General features: G+C 64.4%; 9 protein-coding genes, 1 pseudogene and 1 riboswitch. Of the genes and pseudogenes, 1 reads left to right on the top strand and 9 read right to left on the bottom strand.

Annotated features, from left to right (window positions below; translation table 11 throughout):
* Positions 1-254: 254 nt before the first annotated feature.
* From ABNK63_RS00765 to ABNK63_RS00755, 3 genes and pseudogenes are all read right to left on the bottom strand, one after another.
* Positions 255-380: pseudogene (locus tag ABNK63_RS00765) on the bottom strand (transposase); the annotation flags it as partial.
* A 173-nt stretch (positions 381-553) separates the two neighbouring features.
* Entirely contained in the window at positions 554-940 is a 387-nt protein-coding gene (locus ABNK63_RS00760) for an Imm44 family immunity protein (protein WP_350016395.1), read from the bottom strand.
* 12 nt (positions 941-952) lie between these two features.
* Positions 953-1,249, bottom strand: coding sequence for a hypothetical protein (locus ABNK63_RS00755; RefSeq protein ID WP_350016394.1), 297 nt, complete (start codon positions 1,247-1,249; stop codon positions 953-955).
* Between the two features lie 25 nt (positions 1,250-1,274).
* On the opposite strand from ABNK63_RS00755, the gene ABNK63_RS00750 reads away from it, so the two are divergent.
* Positions 1,275-2,273: an IS5 family transposase gene (locus ABNK63_RS00750; RefSeq protein ID WP_007810605.1), complete on the top strand. Its 999-nt coding sequence runs from the start codon at positions 1,275-1,277 to the stop codon at positions 2,271-2,273.
* Between the two features lie 176 nt (positions 2,274-2,449).
* On the opposite strand, the gene ABNK63_RS00745 is transcribed toward ABNK63_RS00750, so the two are convergent.
* From ABNK63_RS00745 to nagA, 6 genes are all read right to left on the bottom strand, one after another.
* The gene (locus ABNK63_RS00745) at positions 2,450-2,983 is read right to left on the bottom strand and encodes a hypothetical protein (RefSeq protein WP_157582024.1); all 534 of its coding nucleotides are present in this window, start codon (positions 2,981-2,983) and stop codon (positions 2,450-2,452) included.
* Complete coding sequence (locus ABNK63_RS00740; protein ID WP_350016393.1) at positions 2,958-7,775, bottom strand: RHS repeat-associated core domain-containing protein; 4,818 nt, start codon at positions 7,773-7,775, stop codon at positions 2,958-2,960. The genes ABNK63_RS00745 and ABNK63_RS00740 overlap by 26 nt, the downstream gene beginning before the upstream one ends.
* 183 nt (positions 7,776-7,958) lie before the next feature.
* Positions 7,959-11,126, bottom strand: a complete 3,168-nt coding sequence (locus tag ABNK63_RS00735; RefSeq protein ID WP_350016392.1) for an efflux RND transporter permease subunit — start codon at positions 11,124-11,126, stop codon at positions 7,959-7,961.
* Positions 11,127-11,271: 145 nt separating this feature from the next.
* Entirely contained in the window at positions 11,272-14,442 is a 3,171-nt protein-coding gene (locus ABNK63_RS00730) for an efflux RND transporter permease subunit (RefSeq protein ID WP_350016391.1), read from the bottom strand.
* Between the two features lie 221 nt (positions 14,443-14,663).
* Positions 14,664-16,514: a TonB-dependent receptor gene (locus ABNK63_RS00725; protein ID WP_350016390.1), complete on the bottom strand. Its 1,851-nt coding sequence runs from the start codon at positions 16,512-16,514 to the stop codon at positions 14,664-14,666.
* 132 nt (positions 16,515-16,646) lie between these two features.
* Positions 16,647-16,879, bottom strand: a riboswitch (cobalamin riboswitch).
* Between the two features lie 66 nt (positions 16,880-16,945).
* Complete coding sequence (gene nagA / locus ABNK63_RS00720) at positions 16,946-18,088, bottom strand: N-acetylglucosamine-6-phosphate deacetylase (protein ID WP_040673085.1); 1,143 nt, start codon at positions 18,086-18,088, stop codon at positions 16,946-16,948.
* Between the last annotated feature and the right edge of the window lie 110 nt (positions 18,089-18,198).

Here is an 18,198-nt window from a genome sequence, read left to right as displayed (position 1 = left end):
AGTCGTAACGTACGCCCAGGCGAACAGTGCGCGGGGTCTGGTACGACAGCGTACGACCGTAGTTCGGATCGGTTTCGCCGTCAAAAAAGAGACGTGGCCAATTAAGCCGAGGCCACCCTCGGCAGAGCGCCCGCCGGCAGATCTGGTCAGCCACCTGCAGCACTATGGCGGCATGTACCCCCCAACCGATTTAATTAGCCACGTCCCCTTTAGTTCGTAAAACAAGACCTGACCCCAAGATCTGCCAGCGCTGCCTCACCGAGCTGACTCAGGTAGCACAGGTAGTCCTGCACGCGCAGGAAGCACGGCTGGCGATTGTTCCCGCGCTGGATGACGTGTTGCGGAACCCCGGGCAAGTCCAGACGGCACTGACGTGGCATGACGGCCTCCCGCCATCTTCTGACCAGCCCCATCCTCGCAGCCCGAACCAAGCCCCATCAACAGCTCAGACCACCACTCCTCGTCGGATAATGTCTCTGACCCCTTTTGCCCAACCCCTTTTGCCCACCTTTTGCTTGCACTTGATAGTCGTATGACCCTAATGTTGTTCTGACTACTTCTCAATTGATGACCAAATTGACTTAATGTCACTCAAAAGCGCATCGATGCCGTTATTGTGATTCTTTTCCTTGAGCATCAATAGACTTTTTTCTAACATTTCAAATATCAAGCGCTTTTGCTCATAACGGTCTCCAGACTTGAATTTCGAATAATCGATTCTAATTCTGAAATCCATGTCGCCATTTTTTCTATTTAAAACAAATTTTTCGGGAAAGCAATCATCGTCCCGCACTATAGCAATGCAGTCCCAACTTTCCACTCCTAAATCATATTCACGAAAATCAATATAGGAATTAATCGTATCGACGACACACCTTCTCACATTTCTGAATTGATCACCGATATCTGCCTCGATCTCCGCACCAATCCATAATTTCATACGCAGATAACCTCAATAGTCATTTTTATTTTTCGGAGGGCGACGGCCATTTACCTTCTTATACTCCCTTATTTTCTGATGCTGCCATTCATGCATCTCCTTTTTTGTCCCAGTAGCCTCCTTCTGATAATCGACTTTATTTTCCTTCATATACTTTTTTGAATATCTTTTTTGCGTGCCAAATCGCCGCTCACCACGCGTCGTTTCTCCATATTTCTGCACCTCGCCTGTTTCCGAATCTCTTAAAGAATATCCCTCCGCGGGCTTGTCATCTAAGGAAACTCTGATTTTGCTTCGCTGTCGAAGCACGCACCTGTCCAAGAGAGTGTAGACGATGGCCGATCAGCTGACCTTGGCAACGCAGGTCGACGGTGGATTTGAAGCCCACCGCAAGGCCACGCGACGTGATGTGTTCCTGGCCGAGATGGACAAGGTCGTGCCGTGGCCGGAGCTGTGCGCGGTAATCGAACCGTTCTATCCCAAGGCACGTGCCGAAGGCGGGCGTCGCCCCGTGGGTTTGGAGCGCATGTTGCGCATCCACTTTCTGCAGCAGTGGTACGCGCTGAGCGATCCCGCGGTAGAGGAAGCATTGTACGACTCGGCGTCGATGCGCCGCTTCGTGGGCATCGATCTGGGGCGCGAGCCGGCGCCGGACGAAACGACGGTGTGCAAGTTCCGCCACCTGCTGGAAAAGCACGGGCTGGCCAAAGAGCTGTTCAAGGCAGTGAATCGACATCTGCACGACAAGGGGTTGAAGCTGTCGCAGGGCACCATCGTCGACGCGACGATCCTTGGTGCACCGTCGTCGACGAAGAACCGAAACAAGGCGCGTGATCCGGAGATGCACCAGACGAAGAAAGGCAACCAGTGGTATTTCGGCATGAAGGCGCACATCGGCGTGGACGAGGCCACCGGCTTGGTTCACAGCGTGGTGACGACGGCAGCGAACGTGGGTGATGTCACCCAGGTCGGCGATCTGCTGCACGGCAAAGAGAAAGTCGTGTTTGGCGACGCCGGCTACACGGGTGCCGAGAAACACGCGCCTGCCAAGCGAGGGCGGACGTGGCATATCGCTGCCAAGCGCAGCAAGGTCAAGGCGATCGAGGATGAGGCATTGCGCGCTCTGACCGAAGAGGTCGAACACCTCAAGGCGTCGATCCGCGCCGCCGTCGAGCACCCGTTCCGCGTGGTCAAACGGCAATTCGGTCATGTCAGGGCGCGCTATCGTGGCTTGGCCAAGAACGGTGCGCAAGTACTGACGCTGTTTGCGCTGAGCAATCTGTGGATGGCCCGACGAACCTTGTTGGCGACCGCAGGAGAGGTGCGCCTGTGAGGCAGGCAATGAGACATCAACCGAGGTATGGCAGCAGAGTGCCGGCAAGAATCAACCCATAATTCATCGTTCGGCGCAGCCAATTCCTGAGCTCTCGCACGGCCGTCTGGACGGCCGTTTCGAACTTAATTGATCAGACCATCCTTAGTTAGCCGGATTAACCAGGCAGTACTGATTTAATTAAATAAATGACTTTCACAATATTTTGATAGAGAATGTTCCGGCGCAAAAATATCTCCAGAAAAATCGGCACATATTGAAACAGAACCTGGCGATACTCCGGCAGCTACAATCATTTCACGCCCATATTTTTCGCGAAAAATCATACCGCATTCTGAATTGATCTGGTCTTCTTGATATACCAAGAGAGAAACCGAATCTACGTTAAAGCCGGATATAAGGCGAGTCTCGAATACACCCGATCTCGCGTCGTCCGCTGCCACATCCGCGAGCCTCAAAACAATGCTACCCGTCTCATCCCATCCTGATACAGCATTTGCCCTTGAAAAAAATTCAATACAGACTAAATTTCGAAAATTCAATCTGAAATTCCAAGTTGTAGTTAGCGACTGACCTATCGGGATAGAATAGGAGACAATTTCGTTCTCTCGGATAATTGATTTAATTTCATCTAAACCGAAGCCAATGCACTCATAATCAAATCGGAAGCGTACTTGGTTTAAATCACTCCTCGTAGTGCAACGTTTCATGTGGCTTATCTCCATTGGCTGGAATATCAATGCTCTTACCACCTGAACTATTGGGACTACGTCCAAAAACTCCGTTGGCACCAACCTGAGAACCCGGTGGAGCGCTATCTCCCGTCACTTGCAGCCTCGTATCTCCAGCAAGGGTCTTTAAGTCTGACTGATAATCGCCTACCCCACCAAATTTTGGAAGTAAGTTTCCAGACGTAAATTTTGTTCCACTTCTGTTGCTACCAGCTCTTGGGTCAGCTGTGTCTCCTACCAGCGTAGTAGGCAAGGCCGGAGCCACGCATTGAGGTGGTCCATCTTTTTGCAGCTTCGATAAATCACTTGAAAGTATTTCGTTGCTCGTATCGGTGTAATACGGCCCACCCTGTGGGCCAGAAACAGACGGCAGCTGATATGTTGGGTCGATGTCGCGTATTTGCGCAAGCAGCTCCTTTCCTACTGCCTCATTCATCGCAGCCCGCAGGGCAACGCCAGGGGTCTCTACACGACCTTCTTTTACATCGTCCTCTGGGTCGGTTGCACGACCATCCGGATCGACATTAATAATTGGGTTGTTGTTGGCATAAGCATACCGATTAAACCCAAACACATCCCCCGGCACCGGCCCCACCGGATCGACGCTTAGCATGTACCCCGTCGACCCATCGTAATACCTCGCCTGCATATAAACGAACGCCGTCTCCGGATCATTCACATGCCCGGTAAACCCCGGCTGGCTCTGGTTCGGCCCGCTGGAGAGGCCGCCGTATGGCAGGTAGCTGAAGCTCGCCGTGACATTGCCGCTGGCATCCGCCTCGCGCACCGGGCTGCCCAGCCGGTCGGTCAGCAGGTAGGTGACGGTGCTGCCCTTGTGCCGCGCGATCAGCTTGCCGTTGAGGTAGATGTAGTTGGTGCCCTGCCCGGTGGCCGCGTCGTAGCCGAACATCAACTGGCCGGCCTGGTTGTAGAAGCTGTAGGTGGCCGCCGCGGCGCCGCCCACGGCGGGCGTCTTCATGATCCGCCGCCCCGCCGCGTCGTAGGCGTAACTGGCCACGCCCGGCACCGCCAGCAGCTGGTTCTTCGCGTCGAAGCTGTACTGGGTGGTGACGCCGTTGTAGGTCATCGCGGTGCGGTTGCCGCGGGTGTCGTTCTGGTAGGTGGTGAACGGAGTGGTGCCGAACGTCACGCTGGTCAGGCGGTTGTTGGCGTCCACGTGCATGTTGATCGGAAAGCCGATGTTGACGTTCTGGCGCAGGTTGTTGAGGGCGTCGTAGGCGTAGGACTGCGTACCCCACGCATTCGGCGCGATCGCCGAGGTCAGCCGGTTCAGCCCGTCGTAGCCCAGGGTCTGGTTGTTCTGGCCGTTGACCAGATCCGTGACGCTGGTGAGGTTGGCGTCCTTGTCGTAAACATAGGCCTCATTCAGGCGCTGCGTACCGCCGAGGGCGTAACTGAGGCCGGATGGCAGCAGGCGCGTGTTCTTCTGGATCAGGGCGCTGATGCCGTTGCCCAACAGATGGCCCTGTTCGCTGCCGTCGGGAAAGTAGTGCGCACTGCTGGCATAGCTGCCTGCCTGGGTAGCCCGGCCCAGTGCATCGGGTGCGTAGGCGACGCCTTCACCGGGACTGCCGGGATAGCCGATAGCCGATAGATGGTTATAGGCATCGTGGGAGTAGCCGATGCCCCAGGCGCTCTGGCCGTCCACCCACAAAGCTTCGCCGGTGATGTTTCCACGCGTGTCGTAGTTGGCCCACCACAGGCTGATGCCCGAACTGGCGCTGGCGACGTGGCCTCGGGTGTCGTACGTGTACGTCGTGCCCTGCGTTCCCGTCGGCGGACTGATCGTCAGCACCCGGTTCATCGCGTCGTAGGTGCGCGCGGTTTTGACCGAGGCGGCCACCTGATCCTGGCTGCACGCGCTGCCAGTGATGGCCAGGCCCGTGGCGCTCCAGTCCAGGTTGTTGGCCGCGTCGTAGTGCATCACGGTGCTGCCGCTTTCCGGCTCGGTGCTGCGGCACAGGCGATGGTAGATGTCGTAGTAGAGGTGCCTGGTGAGGCTGTCCTGCTCGGTGCCGTACAGGCCGGATTGGGTGATCGACAGCGGGGCTCCATAGAGGTCGCGAGCGATGGTCTGGGTGATCCCCTGCGGCGCCTGCACCTTGATGACGGCATCGCCACCGGGCTGGTCGAACACCTGGTAGCTGGTGGTGGTGATGTTGGCCTTGGGGTCGGTGAGCTGGCGGCGCGCACCGGACAGGTAGGCGGTCAGGCGGGTCAACGGGCCGAGTTCGGAATCCTGGATGCTCTGTGTGGGGCGGCCCAGGGCGTCGTAGCTATGGTGCGTACCGCTGGTGATGGCGGACAGTGCCGGTGTACCGGCCACCGGGTACGACGCGAACGTGGCCTGGCCCTGGGCGTCGTAGGCGTTGGCCGTGCTGGTATCCGAGCCGGCCGTGCCGATGATCGAGGTGTCGCTGAGCAACGGGCGCAGCATCGCGTCGAAGTAGGTGACGGTGGAAGCATTGCCGGTGGTGACGGTGCGCCGCCAGTGGTTGGCGGCTATGCCGCGTTCGGCGCTGGTCACAAAGGCGTAGGCGAAGTGCGTGGGGTACCACGCCACCTCGTCACCGACCGGATAGGTGACCTGGGTGACGCGTCCCACCGGATCGTAGGTGTAGCTGGTGGTGTGTGCAGCCTGGTCGGTGATGCTGGTGATCTGGCCGAAGTCGTCGACGGCCAGGCTTTCGCTGGTGCCGTCCGGGTAGCCGATCGCCTGCGGAATGCCGCGCTTGTAGTTGTCCAGCGTGGTGGTATGGGTGTTGCCATCGGTGAAGCCGGCCAGCTGCCCGGCGCTGTTGAAGGTGTAGTGCATCAACGTCTGGCCGAAGCGCGAGCGCGTCAGCAGGGTGTCGTTGCTGGTGTCGTAGGTGTTGCTCGACTCCACTTCGCCGGTGGCGACGTTGGTCACCGTCAATGGCAGGCCGAGCACCCACAGATTGGTGTCGTTGCGATAGGCGGTGGCCTCCTCGATCGGAACCTGGCCTGTGATCGAGTTGTAGCGTTTGGTCTTCGTGATCTGCGCATAGGCATCGAACGACTCCGCCTGCCACGTGTAGGTGTCGCCATCCTGGGTGATCACGCGCTGGTTGGCGGGCGATAGCCGTTCGGTCTGCGCGGCATTCAGGTACATCTGCTGCGTCGAGCCGTAGACGCTGGGCCACGGCCCCGCATCCGGCGCAGCGTAGGTGTTTGCCTCGCTGCGCAGGATTGCAGAACCGATCGCTCCCGCGTAGTAGTCGGTCCGCAGCAACAGGCTTTCCGAAGCGTCGAAGCGATTGCTGAAGGTATGCCGGGTGGCGTGACCTTCCGGATCGGTGACGTCGGTCCACACGGTCGAGGCGCAACCGCTGGTGCAGTCCTCGATGGCGCTTTCGTTGGCGGGGGAGTAGGCAAAGTTCCAGGTCTGATTAGTCAGCCCGGCGCCCGACAGCACCTTCTGGGTCACCGCACGGACCGAGTAGGCATCCGGACTCAAGGTCTTCCAGTGATTCGGATTGGCCTTGCTGCACGTCCCCGGTACATCGGAGCGCCCCCGCACCAGATTGGTCAGGGTAAAGGTGCCCTGCAATCCGGAGGGATGGCGGACGACGAAATCGCGACTGTCGCCCACCCGCTTCACGATCGTCTGGCATCCGCTCACGTAATCGAACAGTTCGCTGGCGTAGGTGGTCATCACCGGGAAATCGAACCCCCAGGACGTGCCATCCGGCAACTGCACCTGGCTCAGCACCGGTGTGTCATCGGAAACGGCGTACGCATACGTCCAGGTACGCGGCGTCCCACTGGTGGGTTGCAGCGTCGCCGACGTCAATCGGGAACCCGTGATGGAGCCGCCCGTCGTCCATGTCTGGTAGGCCAGCGTCAGCACACGACCATCACTGGCCTCGATGCGGGTGGGATTGCCCTGCGCGTCGTAGGTGTAGGTGAGGCTGTTGCCGAAGCGATCCTCGATGTGTGAGGCCAGCATCATCGCGACCCGGCGCTGCAGCGCCGCGCCCGCTTTCTGGATGATGGAGGGCGCCTGCTTGTAGGCGAGCCAGTCGAACCAGTAGCGGGTGCCGTCCGGCGCCACCGCGAGAAAGGCTTCGCCCGGCTGGCCGTTGGAGGTTTGCGCCAGGCAACTGATCATCCACTGCTGCTTGGTGACGATCGGAAACGTCTTGCCACTCACCGTGGGCGACAAGGTGTTGGCGGCATCGCGCTTGAGCAGGTCCTGGCTGGTGCCGTCGGCGGTGATCATCTGGTAGCCGTGCCACCAGTCACCCGGCTCGTATTCCGTTGGCGTGGAACTGGGGGTTTGCTGCACCGTGATGTCGGGTGCCGCGTGAAAACTGGTGCAGCGCTGCGTGTTGTCCAGGAAGAACCATTGCCCGCTTGACGTGAGATCGCGCGCCGACAAGGTTTCGATCCGCGGCACGTTGAGCGTCCAGTCGGTGAGCGCACTGGTTTCGATGCCGACGAAATACTGTGTCGCCGGCAGATCGGCGGGTGAATAGGTGCGCGTCAGCAGCAAGTCGGGGCCATTGCCCGGTGCATCGACATCGGTTTGCGTGAACGACACGCTGCCGTTGTAGAGGTTGATGTTCTCGCCGAACGGCTTGTCGCCCAGCGGCTGGATGTCCTGCGACACCCGGATCTTCTGCTTGAACTCGTCCTCCGGCGTCACTGCCGTCTGGGCGTGGGCCACACTGGCCAACAAAAGCAGCACAACTGCCCACAGGCAGATCCCTTGCCGGACGATACGCATCGAGTTTTCCCCTGTGCCCGGCTTGATGCTCGGGCTCCCGGAAAGACTCCGCCTCGTCCCGGCGCCGTGTCAATGAGCAGGTTCTTGCGACAAGCGGGGTTCATGCCGCTGCACACGGCATGCTCCGGGGCCGGGAAGTACGCAGGGATCTCGGCTTTCCGCGTGGTCAAGGCATGCGGCGAATCACCCCGCCGTCTGTGCCCCACCCAGCGCCTTCAAGCGCTTCTTCTCCGCCCGGCGCGCCTTGCGCGCTGCCTTGCGGATCTTGCGGTCGTGGTTCCACAGGTAGATCGCCGGGGTGCTCAGCAAGGTCAGCAGCTGTGACACCAGCAGGCCGCCGACGATGGCGATGCCCAGCGGCTGGCGCATTTCCGAGCCGATGCCGAAGCCGATCGCCAGCGGCAGCGCGGCGCCCATCGCGACCAGGGTGGTCATGGTGATCGGGCGGAAGCGCACCAGTGCCGCTTCGCGGATCGCCTCGGGCGCGGACAGGCCGCGTTCGCGTTCGGCGACGAGGGCGAAGTCGACCATCAGGATCGCGTTTTTCTTGACGATGCCTATCAGCATCAGGATCGCGATGATCGCCATCATCGAGATCTGCGTCTGGGTCACCAGCATCGCGAGGAAGGCACCAGCGCCCGCGGCGGGCAAGGTGGACAGGATGGTCAGCGGGTGGCCGAGGCTTTCGTAGAGGATGCCCAGCACGATGTACATCGCCAGGATCGAGCCGAACAGCAGCACCATGCCGTTGGACTGGAACTTCTGCAGGCGCTCGTTGGCCCCGGTGTACTCGACCTTCATGCCGTTAGGCAGGCCCACCGCGAAAGCCGCCTGCTCGACCAGTTTCACGCCGCGGTCCTGCGGCACGCCCTTGGCCAGGTTGTAGGTGATGGTGGACGCTTCCAGCTGGTTGTGATGGCGCACCCGCAGCGGGGCGATGTTCGGCGCGATGGTGGCCAGCGCGGACAGCGGGATCATCAGGCCCTGCTCGTTGCGCACGCGTATGTTCAGCAGCGACTCCGGGCTCACCGTCTGCGCCGCGGCGGCGCTGAGCACCACCGCGTACTGGTTGATGTCGGAATAGATCTGCGACACCTGGCGCTGGCCGAACGAGTTGTACAGCGCCGAGTCGATCGTGCCCACGCCCACGTGCAGGCGCGCGGCCGCCTCGCGGTCGATCTTCAGCAGCTGCTGCTTGCCGACCTGGTCGAAGTTGCTGCCGACGTCGCGGAACTCCTTGATGGACCGCATCTGCCGCACCATCTTCAGCACCCACGGCTGCAGGTCCTCGCCGTTGTTGCTGACCAGCTGGAATTCGTACTGGCCGCCGCCGTCGCCGCTGCCACCGCCACCCAGGAACTGCGCCGCGCTGACCGAGACCTTCACGCCGGCGAGCTGGTCGTACTGCTTCGACAGCCGCTCGACCACCTGCTTGATGCCTTCCTCGCGATGGCCGGCGCCGTGGCCGCGGGGCTTCAGGTCGACGAACATCTGCGCGCTGTTGCCCACCGCGCCGCCGGCGTTGTTGCCGCCCAGCATGGTCAGCTGGTCGAGCACGGCCGGGTCGGCCTGCATGATCTTCGCCACCGCCAGCGTGCGCTCGGTCATCTGCGCCGGCGAGATGTTGGCGTCGGCGTTGATGTCGACCTGCAGCTGGCCGGTATCCTCGTCGGGCATGAAGGTGCCGCCGGCGGTCTTGGCCACCGCGAAGCCCAGCGCGAAGGTGAGGAACAGCAGCAGCAGCGGCTGCCAGCGCATGATGCGGCGATGGTGCATCGCCCAGTCCAGCGCACCCTCATAGGCGCGCGACAAGCGGCGATCGAAACTCTCCACCGCCCGCTCGATCCGGCCCGGCGGCTTGCGGGTCGCCGGTTCGTGTTCCAGCATCCACGCGCACAGGGCTGGCGTCAGGGTCAGCGAGACCAGCGCCGAGATCACCACCGCCGCGGTCAGCGTCACCGAGAACTCGCGCAGCAGCATCACTAGCATGTTGTTGCCGAACAGCAGCGGCGCGAACACCGCCACCAGCGACAGGGTGATCGAGATCACCGTGAAGCCGATCTCGCGCACGCCGGTCAGCGCCGCCGCCATCGGCGGCTCGCCCCGTTCCATGTGGCGCACGATGTTTTCGATCACCACGATCGCGTCGTCCACCACGAAGCCGATGCACAGCACCAGCGCCACCAGCGACAAGGTGTTCAGCGTGTAGCCCAGCGTCCACATCACCACGAAGGCGCCGGCCAGCGACAGCGGCACGCTCAACGTGGCGATCAGGGTGGGCCGCAGCCGGCGCAGGAACAGCAGCATCACCAGCACCACCATCACGATCGAGATCAGCAGCGCCACCTGCACCTCGTGCAGCGCCGACTTGGTGGTCTGGGTGAGGTCGAACACCGGCGACATCTCGATGTTCGAGGGCAGCGACGCGCGCAGCTGCGGCAGGCGGGCGCGGATCGCCTCCACCGTGGCCACCGCGTTCGCTTCCGGCCGCTTGCTGATCTGCAGGCCCACGGTGTGCTGGTCGTTGAACCAGGCGGCCTGGTATTCGTCCTGCTGGCCGCTGTACACCTTCGCCACGTCGGACAGCCGCACCGGCGTGCCGTTCTTCACCGAGATCAGCAGGTGGGCGAACTCGGCCGGAGACTGCAGGCCGTCGGTGGCGCTGACCGTCATCCGGGTGCGGCCGTCGCTGAGCATGCCCTGCGGCGAGGTGACGTTGGCCGCGCGCAGCGCGTTGGCCACGTCGTTGGCGGTGAGGTTCTTGGCCGCCAGCGCGGCGGTGTCCAGTTCGATCCGCACCGCATGCGGGGTGCCGCCGAACACCTGCACCTGGGCCACGCCATCGATCTGCGCCACCGCCGGTTTCAGCAAGGTGTCGGCCAGGTCGAACAGCTGGTCCTGCGGCATCCCGCTGGAGGTCAGGGTGATGAACAGGATCGGGATCTGCGAGGTGTCGAACTTGAAATACTGCGGCGGCGAAGGCATCCCGCTGGGCAGGTCGACCGCGGCGGCGTTGATCGCCGCCTGCACGTCGCGGGCGGCGCTGTCGGCGGTGCGGTCCATGGTGAAGCGCACCATCACCGAGGCCGAGCCCTCGCTGGCGTTGCCGTACATCTCGTCGATGCCGGGAATCCGCCCCAGGTGCCGCTCCAGCGGCGCCAGCACGGTGTTGGCCATGGTCTGGGCGCTGGCGCCGGGCTGGTTGGCCACCACGTAGACGCCGGGGAAATCCAGCGACGGCAGCGCGGCCACGCCGAGCAGCATGTAGGCCCACAGGCCGGCCAGCATCAGGCCGATGGCCAGCAGCGAGGTGCCGACCGGACGGCGGATCAGTGGCGCAAAGACATTCATCGCGCCGGCACCCGCAGGCGGCGGCGAAACAGAGTGGCGACGTGCAAGGCGAGAGTTCCGTTCATGCGGGCTTTATGCCCGCCCGGGGGGGCGCGGCGAATGTGCCTGAAGTCCACACCCTGCCGGAAGGCAGGGGTGGCGGGGATCATCGTGGCAGGGCTGGCATCTGCTGCTGCAGCGCCCGCTGGCGCCGGATTTCGGCGCGCAGTTTCTGTCGCGCCGCCTTGCGCTCGCGGCGGTCGTGCTGCCACAGGTAGATTGCCGGCGTGCTCAGCAGGGTCAGCAGCTGCGACACCAGCAGGCCGCCGAGGATGGCGATGCCCAGCGGCTGGCGCAGCTCCGAGCCGTAGCCGAAGCCGATCGCCAGCGGCAGCGCCGCGCCCATCGCCACCAGGGTGGTCATGGTGATCGGGCGGAAGCGCACCAGCGCCGCCTCGCGGATCGCCGCGGGCGGCGACAACCCGCGCTCGCGTTCGGCGACCAGGGCGAAGTCGACCATCAGGATCGCGTTCTTCTTGACGATGCCGATCAGCATCAGCACCGCGATGATCGACATCAGGGTCAGCTGGGTGTGGGTGACCAGCATGGCCAGGAAGGCGCCCATGCCCGCCGCCGGCAGGGTGGACAGGATGGTCAGCGGATGGATCAGGCTTTCGTACAGCACGCCCAGCACCACGTACATCACCAGGATCACTGCCAGCAGCATCAGCAGCGCGTTGTTCAGGGCGTCCAGCAGGTTCTGGTTGTCGCCGGTGTACTTCTTCTGCACGCCGGGCGGCAGCTGGGCGGCGAAGATCGCCTGGTCGACCAGCTTCAGGCCGTCGGCCTGGCTGATGCCCTTGCCCAGGTTGTAGCTGATCGAGGCGGACTCCAGCTGGTCGAAGTGGCTGACCGTGACCGGCGCCAGGTGCGGCTCGATCTTCGCCAGCGCGGACAGCGGAATCATCTTGCCCTGGCTGTTGCGCACGTAGATGCCCAGCAGGGCCTGCGGACTCAGCTCGCCGGCCTGGTCGGCGGTGAGCACGACCCGGTACTGGTTGATGTCCGAATAGATGATGGACACCTGGTTCTGGCCGAACGCGTTGTACAGCGCCGAGTCGATCTGGCCCATGCCCACCTGCAGCCGCGCGGCGGCATCGCGGTCGACCTGCACCATCTGCTGCTTGCCGATGCCGTCGAAGCTGCTGCTGACATCCTTGAACTGGGTCATTCCGCGCATCACCCGCGCCAGTCGCAGGGTGGGCTCCTGCAGCGGCGTGCCGTCGGTGCTGTTGAGCTGGAACGAATACTGGCCGACGCCGCCATCACCCCCGCCGCCACCGCCGCCGCCGAAGAACTGCACGGCGGACAGCGACACGTCGAGGTCGCTGACGTTCTTGAAGTGGACGGCCAGACGGTCGACCACCTGCTGCCCGCTGACGTTGCGCTCGCCCACCGGCTTGAGGTCGACGAACAGGACCGAATGATTGCCGACCGCACCGCCGCTGTTGCCGCCGCCCAGGATGGTCGAGACGTCCAGCACGGCCGGATCGGCCTGGATGATCGCCGCCATCGCCCGCGTGCGGCTGGCCAGCTCGGCGGGCGAGATGTTCGCCGCCGCGCTGATCCGCGCCCGCAACAGGCCGGTGTCTTCCTTCGGCATCAGCCCGCCGCCGGCGGTGATGCCGACGGCGATCGCCAGCACCACGGTCAGCACCAGCAGGATCGGCGGCTGCCAGCGCATCACCCGGCGGTGGTGCATGGCCCAGTCCAGCGCGCGCTCGTAGACGCCGAGCATCCAGCGGTCGAAACGTTCGGCCCATCGCTCCAGCCGGCCCGGCGCGTGCTCGTCGGGCCGCTCCTGCAGCAGGCTGCGGCCGCACAGCGCCGGGGTCAGCGTCAGCGAGACCACCGCGGAGATCACGATGGTCGCTACCAGGGTCACCGCGAATTCGCGCATCAGCACGGTGAAGATGTTGTTGCCGAACACCATCGGTCCGAACACCGCCACCAGCGACAGGGTGATCGAAATGACGGTGAAGCCGATCTCGCGCACGCCGGTCAGCGCCGCCTGCAGCGGCGCCATGCCGCGCTCGATGTGGCGCACGATGTTTTCGATCACCACGATCGCGTCGTCGACCACGAAGCCGACGCACAGCACCAGCGCCACCAGCGAGAAGATGTTCAGGGTGAAACCCATCATCCACATCACCACCAGCGCGCCGGCCAGCGACAGCGGCACGCTGAGCATCGCGATCAGGGTGGGCCGCAGCCGGCGCAGGAACACCAGCATCACCAGCGCCACCATCACGATGCTCATCAGCAGGGCCACCTCGACCTCGTGCAGCGCCGATTCGGTGGTCGGGGTGAGGTCGAAGATCGGGGTGATCGTCACGTCGGCGGGCAGCAGGTTGCGCAGCGCGGGCAACTGCGCGCGGATCGCGGTGACGGTGGCCACCGCGTTCGCTTCCGGCCGCTTGCTGATCTGCATGGTCACCGCGCGGGTGCCGTTGAACCATGCCGCGGTGTACTGGTCCTGCTGGCCGCTGCTGATCGTGGCCACGTCGGACAGCCGCACCGGTACGCCGTTGCGGCTGGAGATGATCAGCGAGGCGAAGTCCTGCGGGGTGTGCAGCGCGTCGTTGGCGGTCACCGTCATGCGGGTGACGCCGTTGCTCAGCATGCCCTGCGGCGAGGTGACGTTGGCCGCGCGCAAGGCGTTGGCGACATCGTTGGTGGTGAGCCCCTTGACCGCCAGCGACGAGGCGTTCAGCGCGATGCGCACGGCGTGCGGCGTGCCGCCGCTGACCTGCACCTGGGCCACGCCCGGTATCTGCGCCACCGCCGGTTTCAGCAAGGTGTCGGTGAGGTCGAACAGGCGGTCGGGCGGCAGGCTGGTCGAAGTCAGCGAAACCAGCAGCACCGGCACCTGGGACGTGTCGAACTTGAAGAAGCCCGGCGGGTTGGGCAGGCCGGGCGGCAGGTCGGCGGCCGCGGCGTTGATCGCCGCCTGCACGTCGCGCGCCGCCGCGTCGGTGGTGCGGCCGAAGTCGAACAGCACCTGGATCTGGGCGCCGCCTTCGCTGGCGCTGGAGAACATCTGCTTGACCCCGGGGATGCGGCCCAGGTGCCGCTCCAGCGGCGCCACCACGGTCGAGGCCATGGTCTGCGCGCTGGCGCCGGGCATCTGGGCGAAGACCGCCACGCCGGGAAACTCGATCGACGGAAACGCGGCCACGCCCAGCAGCAGGTACGCCCACAAGCCGGCCAGCATCAGCCCGATGGCGAGCAACGAGGTGCCGACGGGGCGGCGGATCAACGGTGCGAAAATATTCAAATGGCCCTCCCTGATGCGCAAGCATAACGGGAGCGCGCCGCCGATCGACAACAGCGGTGGCCCAAGCGGAGCAAGGCGATCGGCGAGAACCGATCGCGATGGCGTCCCGGTGCCGGCAATGCACACGGCAAGGACGCGAACATCCCTGTTCGTTCCGCCTCCGTTCCGTCGATGGCGTCTAAGCGCCGGCTTCCCTGCCGGCTCGAACTTCGCCGGCCGACTCAGCGTGTCGCGGGGCTGTAACGCAGGGTCAGGAAGCCGCTGCGCCCGGGCTGGTTGTAGTACCAGACGGTTTCGTACTCGCGGTCGAACACGTTGGCGATGCGTGCCTCCAGCTGCCAGCCCGGTGCGAAGTGCCAGCTGGCGCGCAGGTCGGTGGTCGAGTAGCCGCCAAGCGCATGACGGTTGGCGGCATCGTCGAAGGTCCGCCCGGCGCCGTTGACGGTGGCGCCGATGGCCCACTCGCCGACGCGGCGATCCAGGTCGATCCGCGCCGTGCGTCCCGGGCGCCGCTGCAGCACCTTGCCGTCGTTCACCCCGCCGTCGTCGTTGCGCGGCTGCAGCCAGCTGGCATAACCCTGCGCTTGCCAGCCACCGAGGTTCACGCCGAGCTGGCCTTCGACACCGCGGATGCGCGCCTTGCTGACGTTCATCGGGAAGTAGTTGCTGTCCAGCGCGATCAACTGGTCGATGCGGGTCTGATACGCGTTCACCGCCCAGTTCCACGAGCCCAGCTGCCGGCCGAGGCCCAGCTCGGCGCTGCGCGACTGCTCCGGCTTCAGGTCGGGATTGCCGCTGCCATAGGGGTAATACAGGTCGTTGAAGGTCGGCGCGTGGAACGCGCTGCCATAGCTGGCCGACAGCTTCAGCCCACCATCGAATCGATAGCCCCAGGCCGCCGCGCCGGTGTCGTGGTCGCCGTACTGGCTGTTGTGGTCGCGCCGCGCGGACAGCTGCACCTCGTTGCGGCCGAACGTGCCCTGGTACTGCAGGTAGCTGCCGGTGTCGTGACGGCGGGTGGCCAGGAAGCCGGTGTCGCTCTCGATCTTCTCGCCCTGCCAGTCCACGCCCAGCGTCAGCAGCTGGTTGTCGGCAAGGCTGACGTCGTTCTGCCACGAGGCCTGGTTGCGCTTCGACCAGATGTAGCCGACGAAGCTCTCGTTCTCGTAGTTGTCGTAGCGGTCGATGTTCTGGCCCGCGCTCAAGGTGGTCTTCCACGCCTGCAGCGGATTGAAGCTGAAGGCGGCGCCGGCGGTCTGCTGCACGGTGCGGCTGCGGTTCTGGTAGCTGCCGTCGAAATGGATCTCGCCCAGGCTGCGCAGCCAGCTGCCGCGCAGTTCGGCACCGTTGTCCCAGCGGTAGCCGCCATTGGCCACCAGGTTCTCGTTGCGGTAGGGATCGTTGTCGGGCTCGTCGGTGTAGCAGCCGGCGAACACGGTGCCGGCGCCGACGCGGCAGGAGTTGATGCCGCGGGTGTGCTGCGCACCCACCGCAAGGTTGTACCAGGCGTGCTCGTTGCCGCCGGACAGGCCGAACTGGCCGCGCAGCAGGTTCTGGCTGCCCGTGGTCACGCTGAACGAGGGCCGCAGGGCACCGTCCTGCGAGCCGCGCCGGGTGAAGATCTGGATCACGCCGCCGATCGCATCGGCGCCGTACAGGCTCGAACGCGGGCCACGCACCACTTCGATCCGCTCGATCTGTTCCACCGGGATCTGCTCGAACGCAGCCAGGCCGCTGCCGATGCCGCCGATCCGCACGCCGTCGATCAGTACCAGCGTATGCGCCGAATTGGTGCCGCGCAGGAACAGCGAGGTCTGCTGGCCATAGCCGCCGGCGTTGGCGAAGCTCACCCCGGGCAGGCCGGTCAACAGGTCCGCCAGCGACAGCGGCTGCAGCCGCTCGATGTCGGCGCGGGTGATCACGCTGACCGACGACAGCGCGTCGTCCACGGTGATCGCGGTGCGCGTGGCGGTGACCACCACGGCGCCCGGATGGGCCGCTTCGTTCTGGTCGGCGGCGTGCGCCGCCAGGGTGCAGCCAAGCAGCGCCGCTGCCAGCAAGGTCTTCTTCATGTCGGATCGTTTCCTCAAGGCGACACACCCGCGCGCCGCCATCAATGTCATGGGCCGGAAGCGCGCAAGAGGAAGACGGAACGACGGGCAGGCAGGAACGACCGACACGTGGTTCGGCCTCGCCCACCGCGAGCCACCAGGAATCGTTCGGGCCGGTCTCCGGGCTGGCGAGCGGCATGCCGTGATGCGCATGCCCCGAACGACGCCTTCCCGTGCCTTGCACAGTGGCATTCGCCGCTCGTGGATCTCGCTTACCGTTGCGGGGGCAGCGCCGGCCTTGCAGTGTGATCGCACACCACGCACCGGCTTCCCGTTTCATCCCTTGGCTTGTACGCCGGCGGGACACCTGAACCGCGCCACTGTAGCGGCGGACGTCCATTTGGGCAATGCGCCTCGGACCATGTGCGCAGCGGTGCAGGCCTCACGCGTAGCTACTGGGAGGGCATCCCGCCGATCCAGCTTTGGCGCACGCGGCACTCGTCGTCGAGCACGACCAGGTCGGCGCGATGGCCCGCCGCGATGCGGCCGTGGCTTTCGCCGAGGCCGAGGAAATCGGCCGGATAGGTGCTGGCCATGCGCGCCGCCTCGTCCAGTGGCAGGCCGAGCAGGTGCACGGCGTTGCGCACGGCCGTGGCCATGTCCAGCGCGGAGCCGGCCAGCACGCCCTGGGCGGTCTGGCAGATGCCGTCCTTCACGATGATGGTTTCGCCGTTGAGCATGTATTCCGGGCTGTCGGCGCCCACCGGCGGCATCGCGTCGGTGACCAGCAGCATCTTGCCGCGCGGCTTGGCGGCGATCGCCACGCGCAGGCTGGCCGGATGCACGTGGTGGCCGTCGACGATGATGCCGCACCAGCTGTCCGCGTCATCCAGCGCCGCGCCGACCACGCCGGGCTCGCGGCTGCCGAACGGGGTCATCGCGTTGAACAGGTGGGTGAAGCCGCGCACGCCCGCATCCAGCGCGGCGCGGGTGGTGGCGTAGTCGGCGGCGGTGTGCCCGGCGCAGACCACCAGGCCGGCGTCGACCAGGGCGCCGATGCTGGCCAGCGGCACCTGGTCGGGCGCCAGCGTGATCAGCCGCACGCCCCGATGCGGCGCGCACAGCAGCGCCATCTCGTCGCTGCCGGGCGCGTGGAAATACTTCGCGTCGTGCACGCCCTTGCGCGCCGGCGCCAGGTACGGGCCTTCCAGGTGGATGCCCAGCACGCCGGGCACGCCTTCGGCCAGCGCCTGCTCCACCGCCGCCAGCGCTGCGCGCATCACCTCGACGCGGTCGCTGATCAGCGTGGGCAGGAAGCCGGTGGTGCCGAACCGGCGATGCGCCGCGCCGATCCGGCGCAGGGTCTCCACCGTGGGTGCCTCGTTGAACAGCACGCCACCGCCGCCATTGACCTGTACGTCGATGAAACCCGGCAGCAGCGTCGCGCCGTCGAGATCGTGCTGCTGCGCCGCGCGCACGCGGGGATCGGCGGGCGGCAGCAGGTCGACGATGCATTCGCCATCGAGCAGCACGGCAAGATCGTCGCGCCAGCCGTCGGGGGTGAGTACGCGGGCGTTGGTGAGGGCGATGGTCATGGGCATGGGCGAGGAGTGAGTGGGAGGAGTGAGGAGTGAGTGAGAGAGCAAAGCCAGAGCAAGGGTCGGAGCGGAGCCAAGGCACTCATTCGGCCTCGCCACTGCTTTCT

Source organism: Rhodanobacter sp. IGA1.0 (assembly GCF_040208325.1).
Lineage (GTDB): Bacteria > Pseudomonadota > Gammaproteobacteria > Xanthomonadales > Rhodanobacteraceae > Rhodanobacter > Rhodanobacter spathiphylli.
This window is presented reverse-complemented; position numbering and strand designations above follow the sequence as displayed.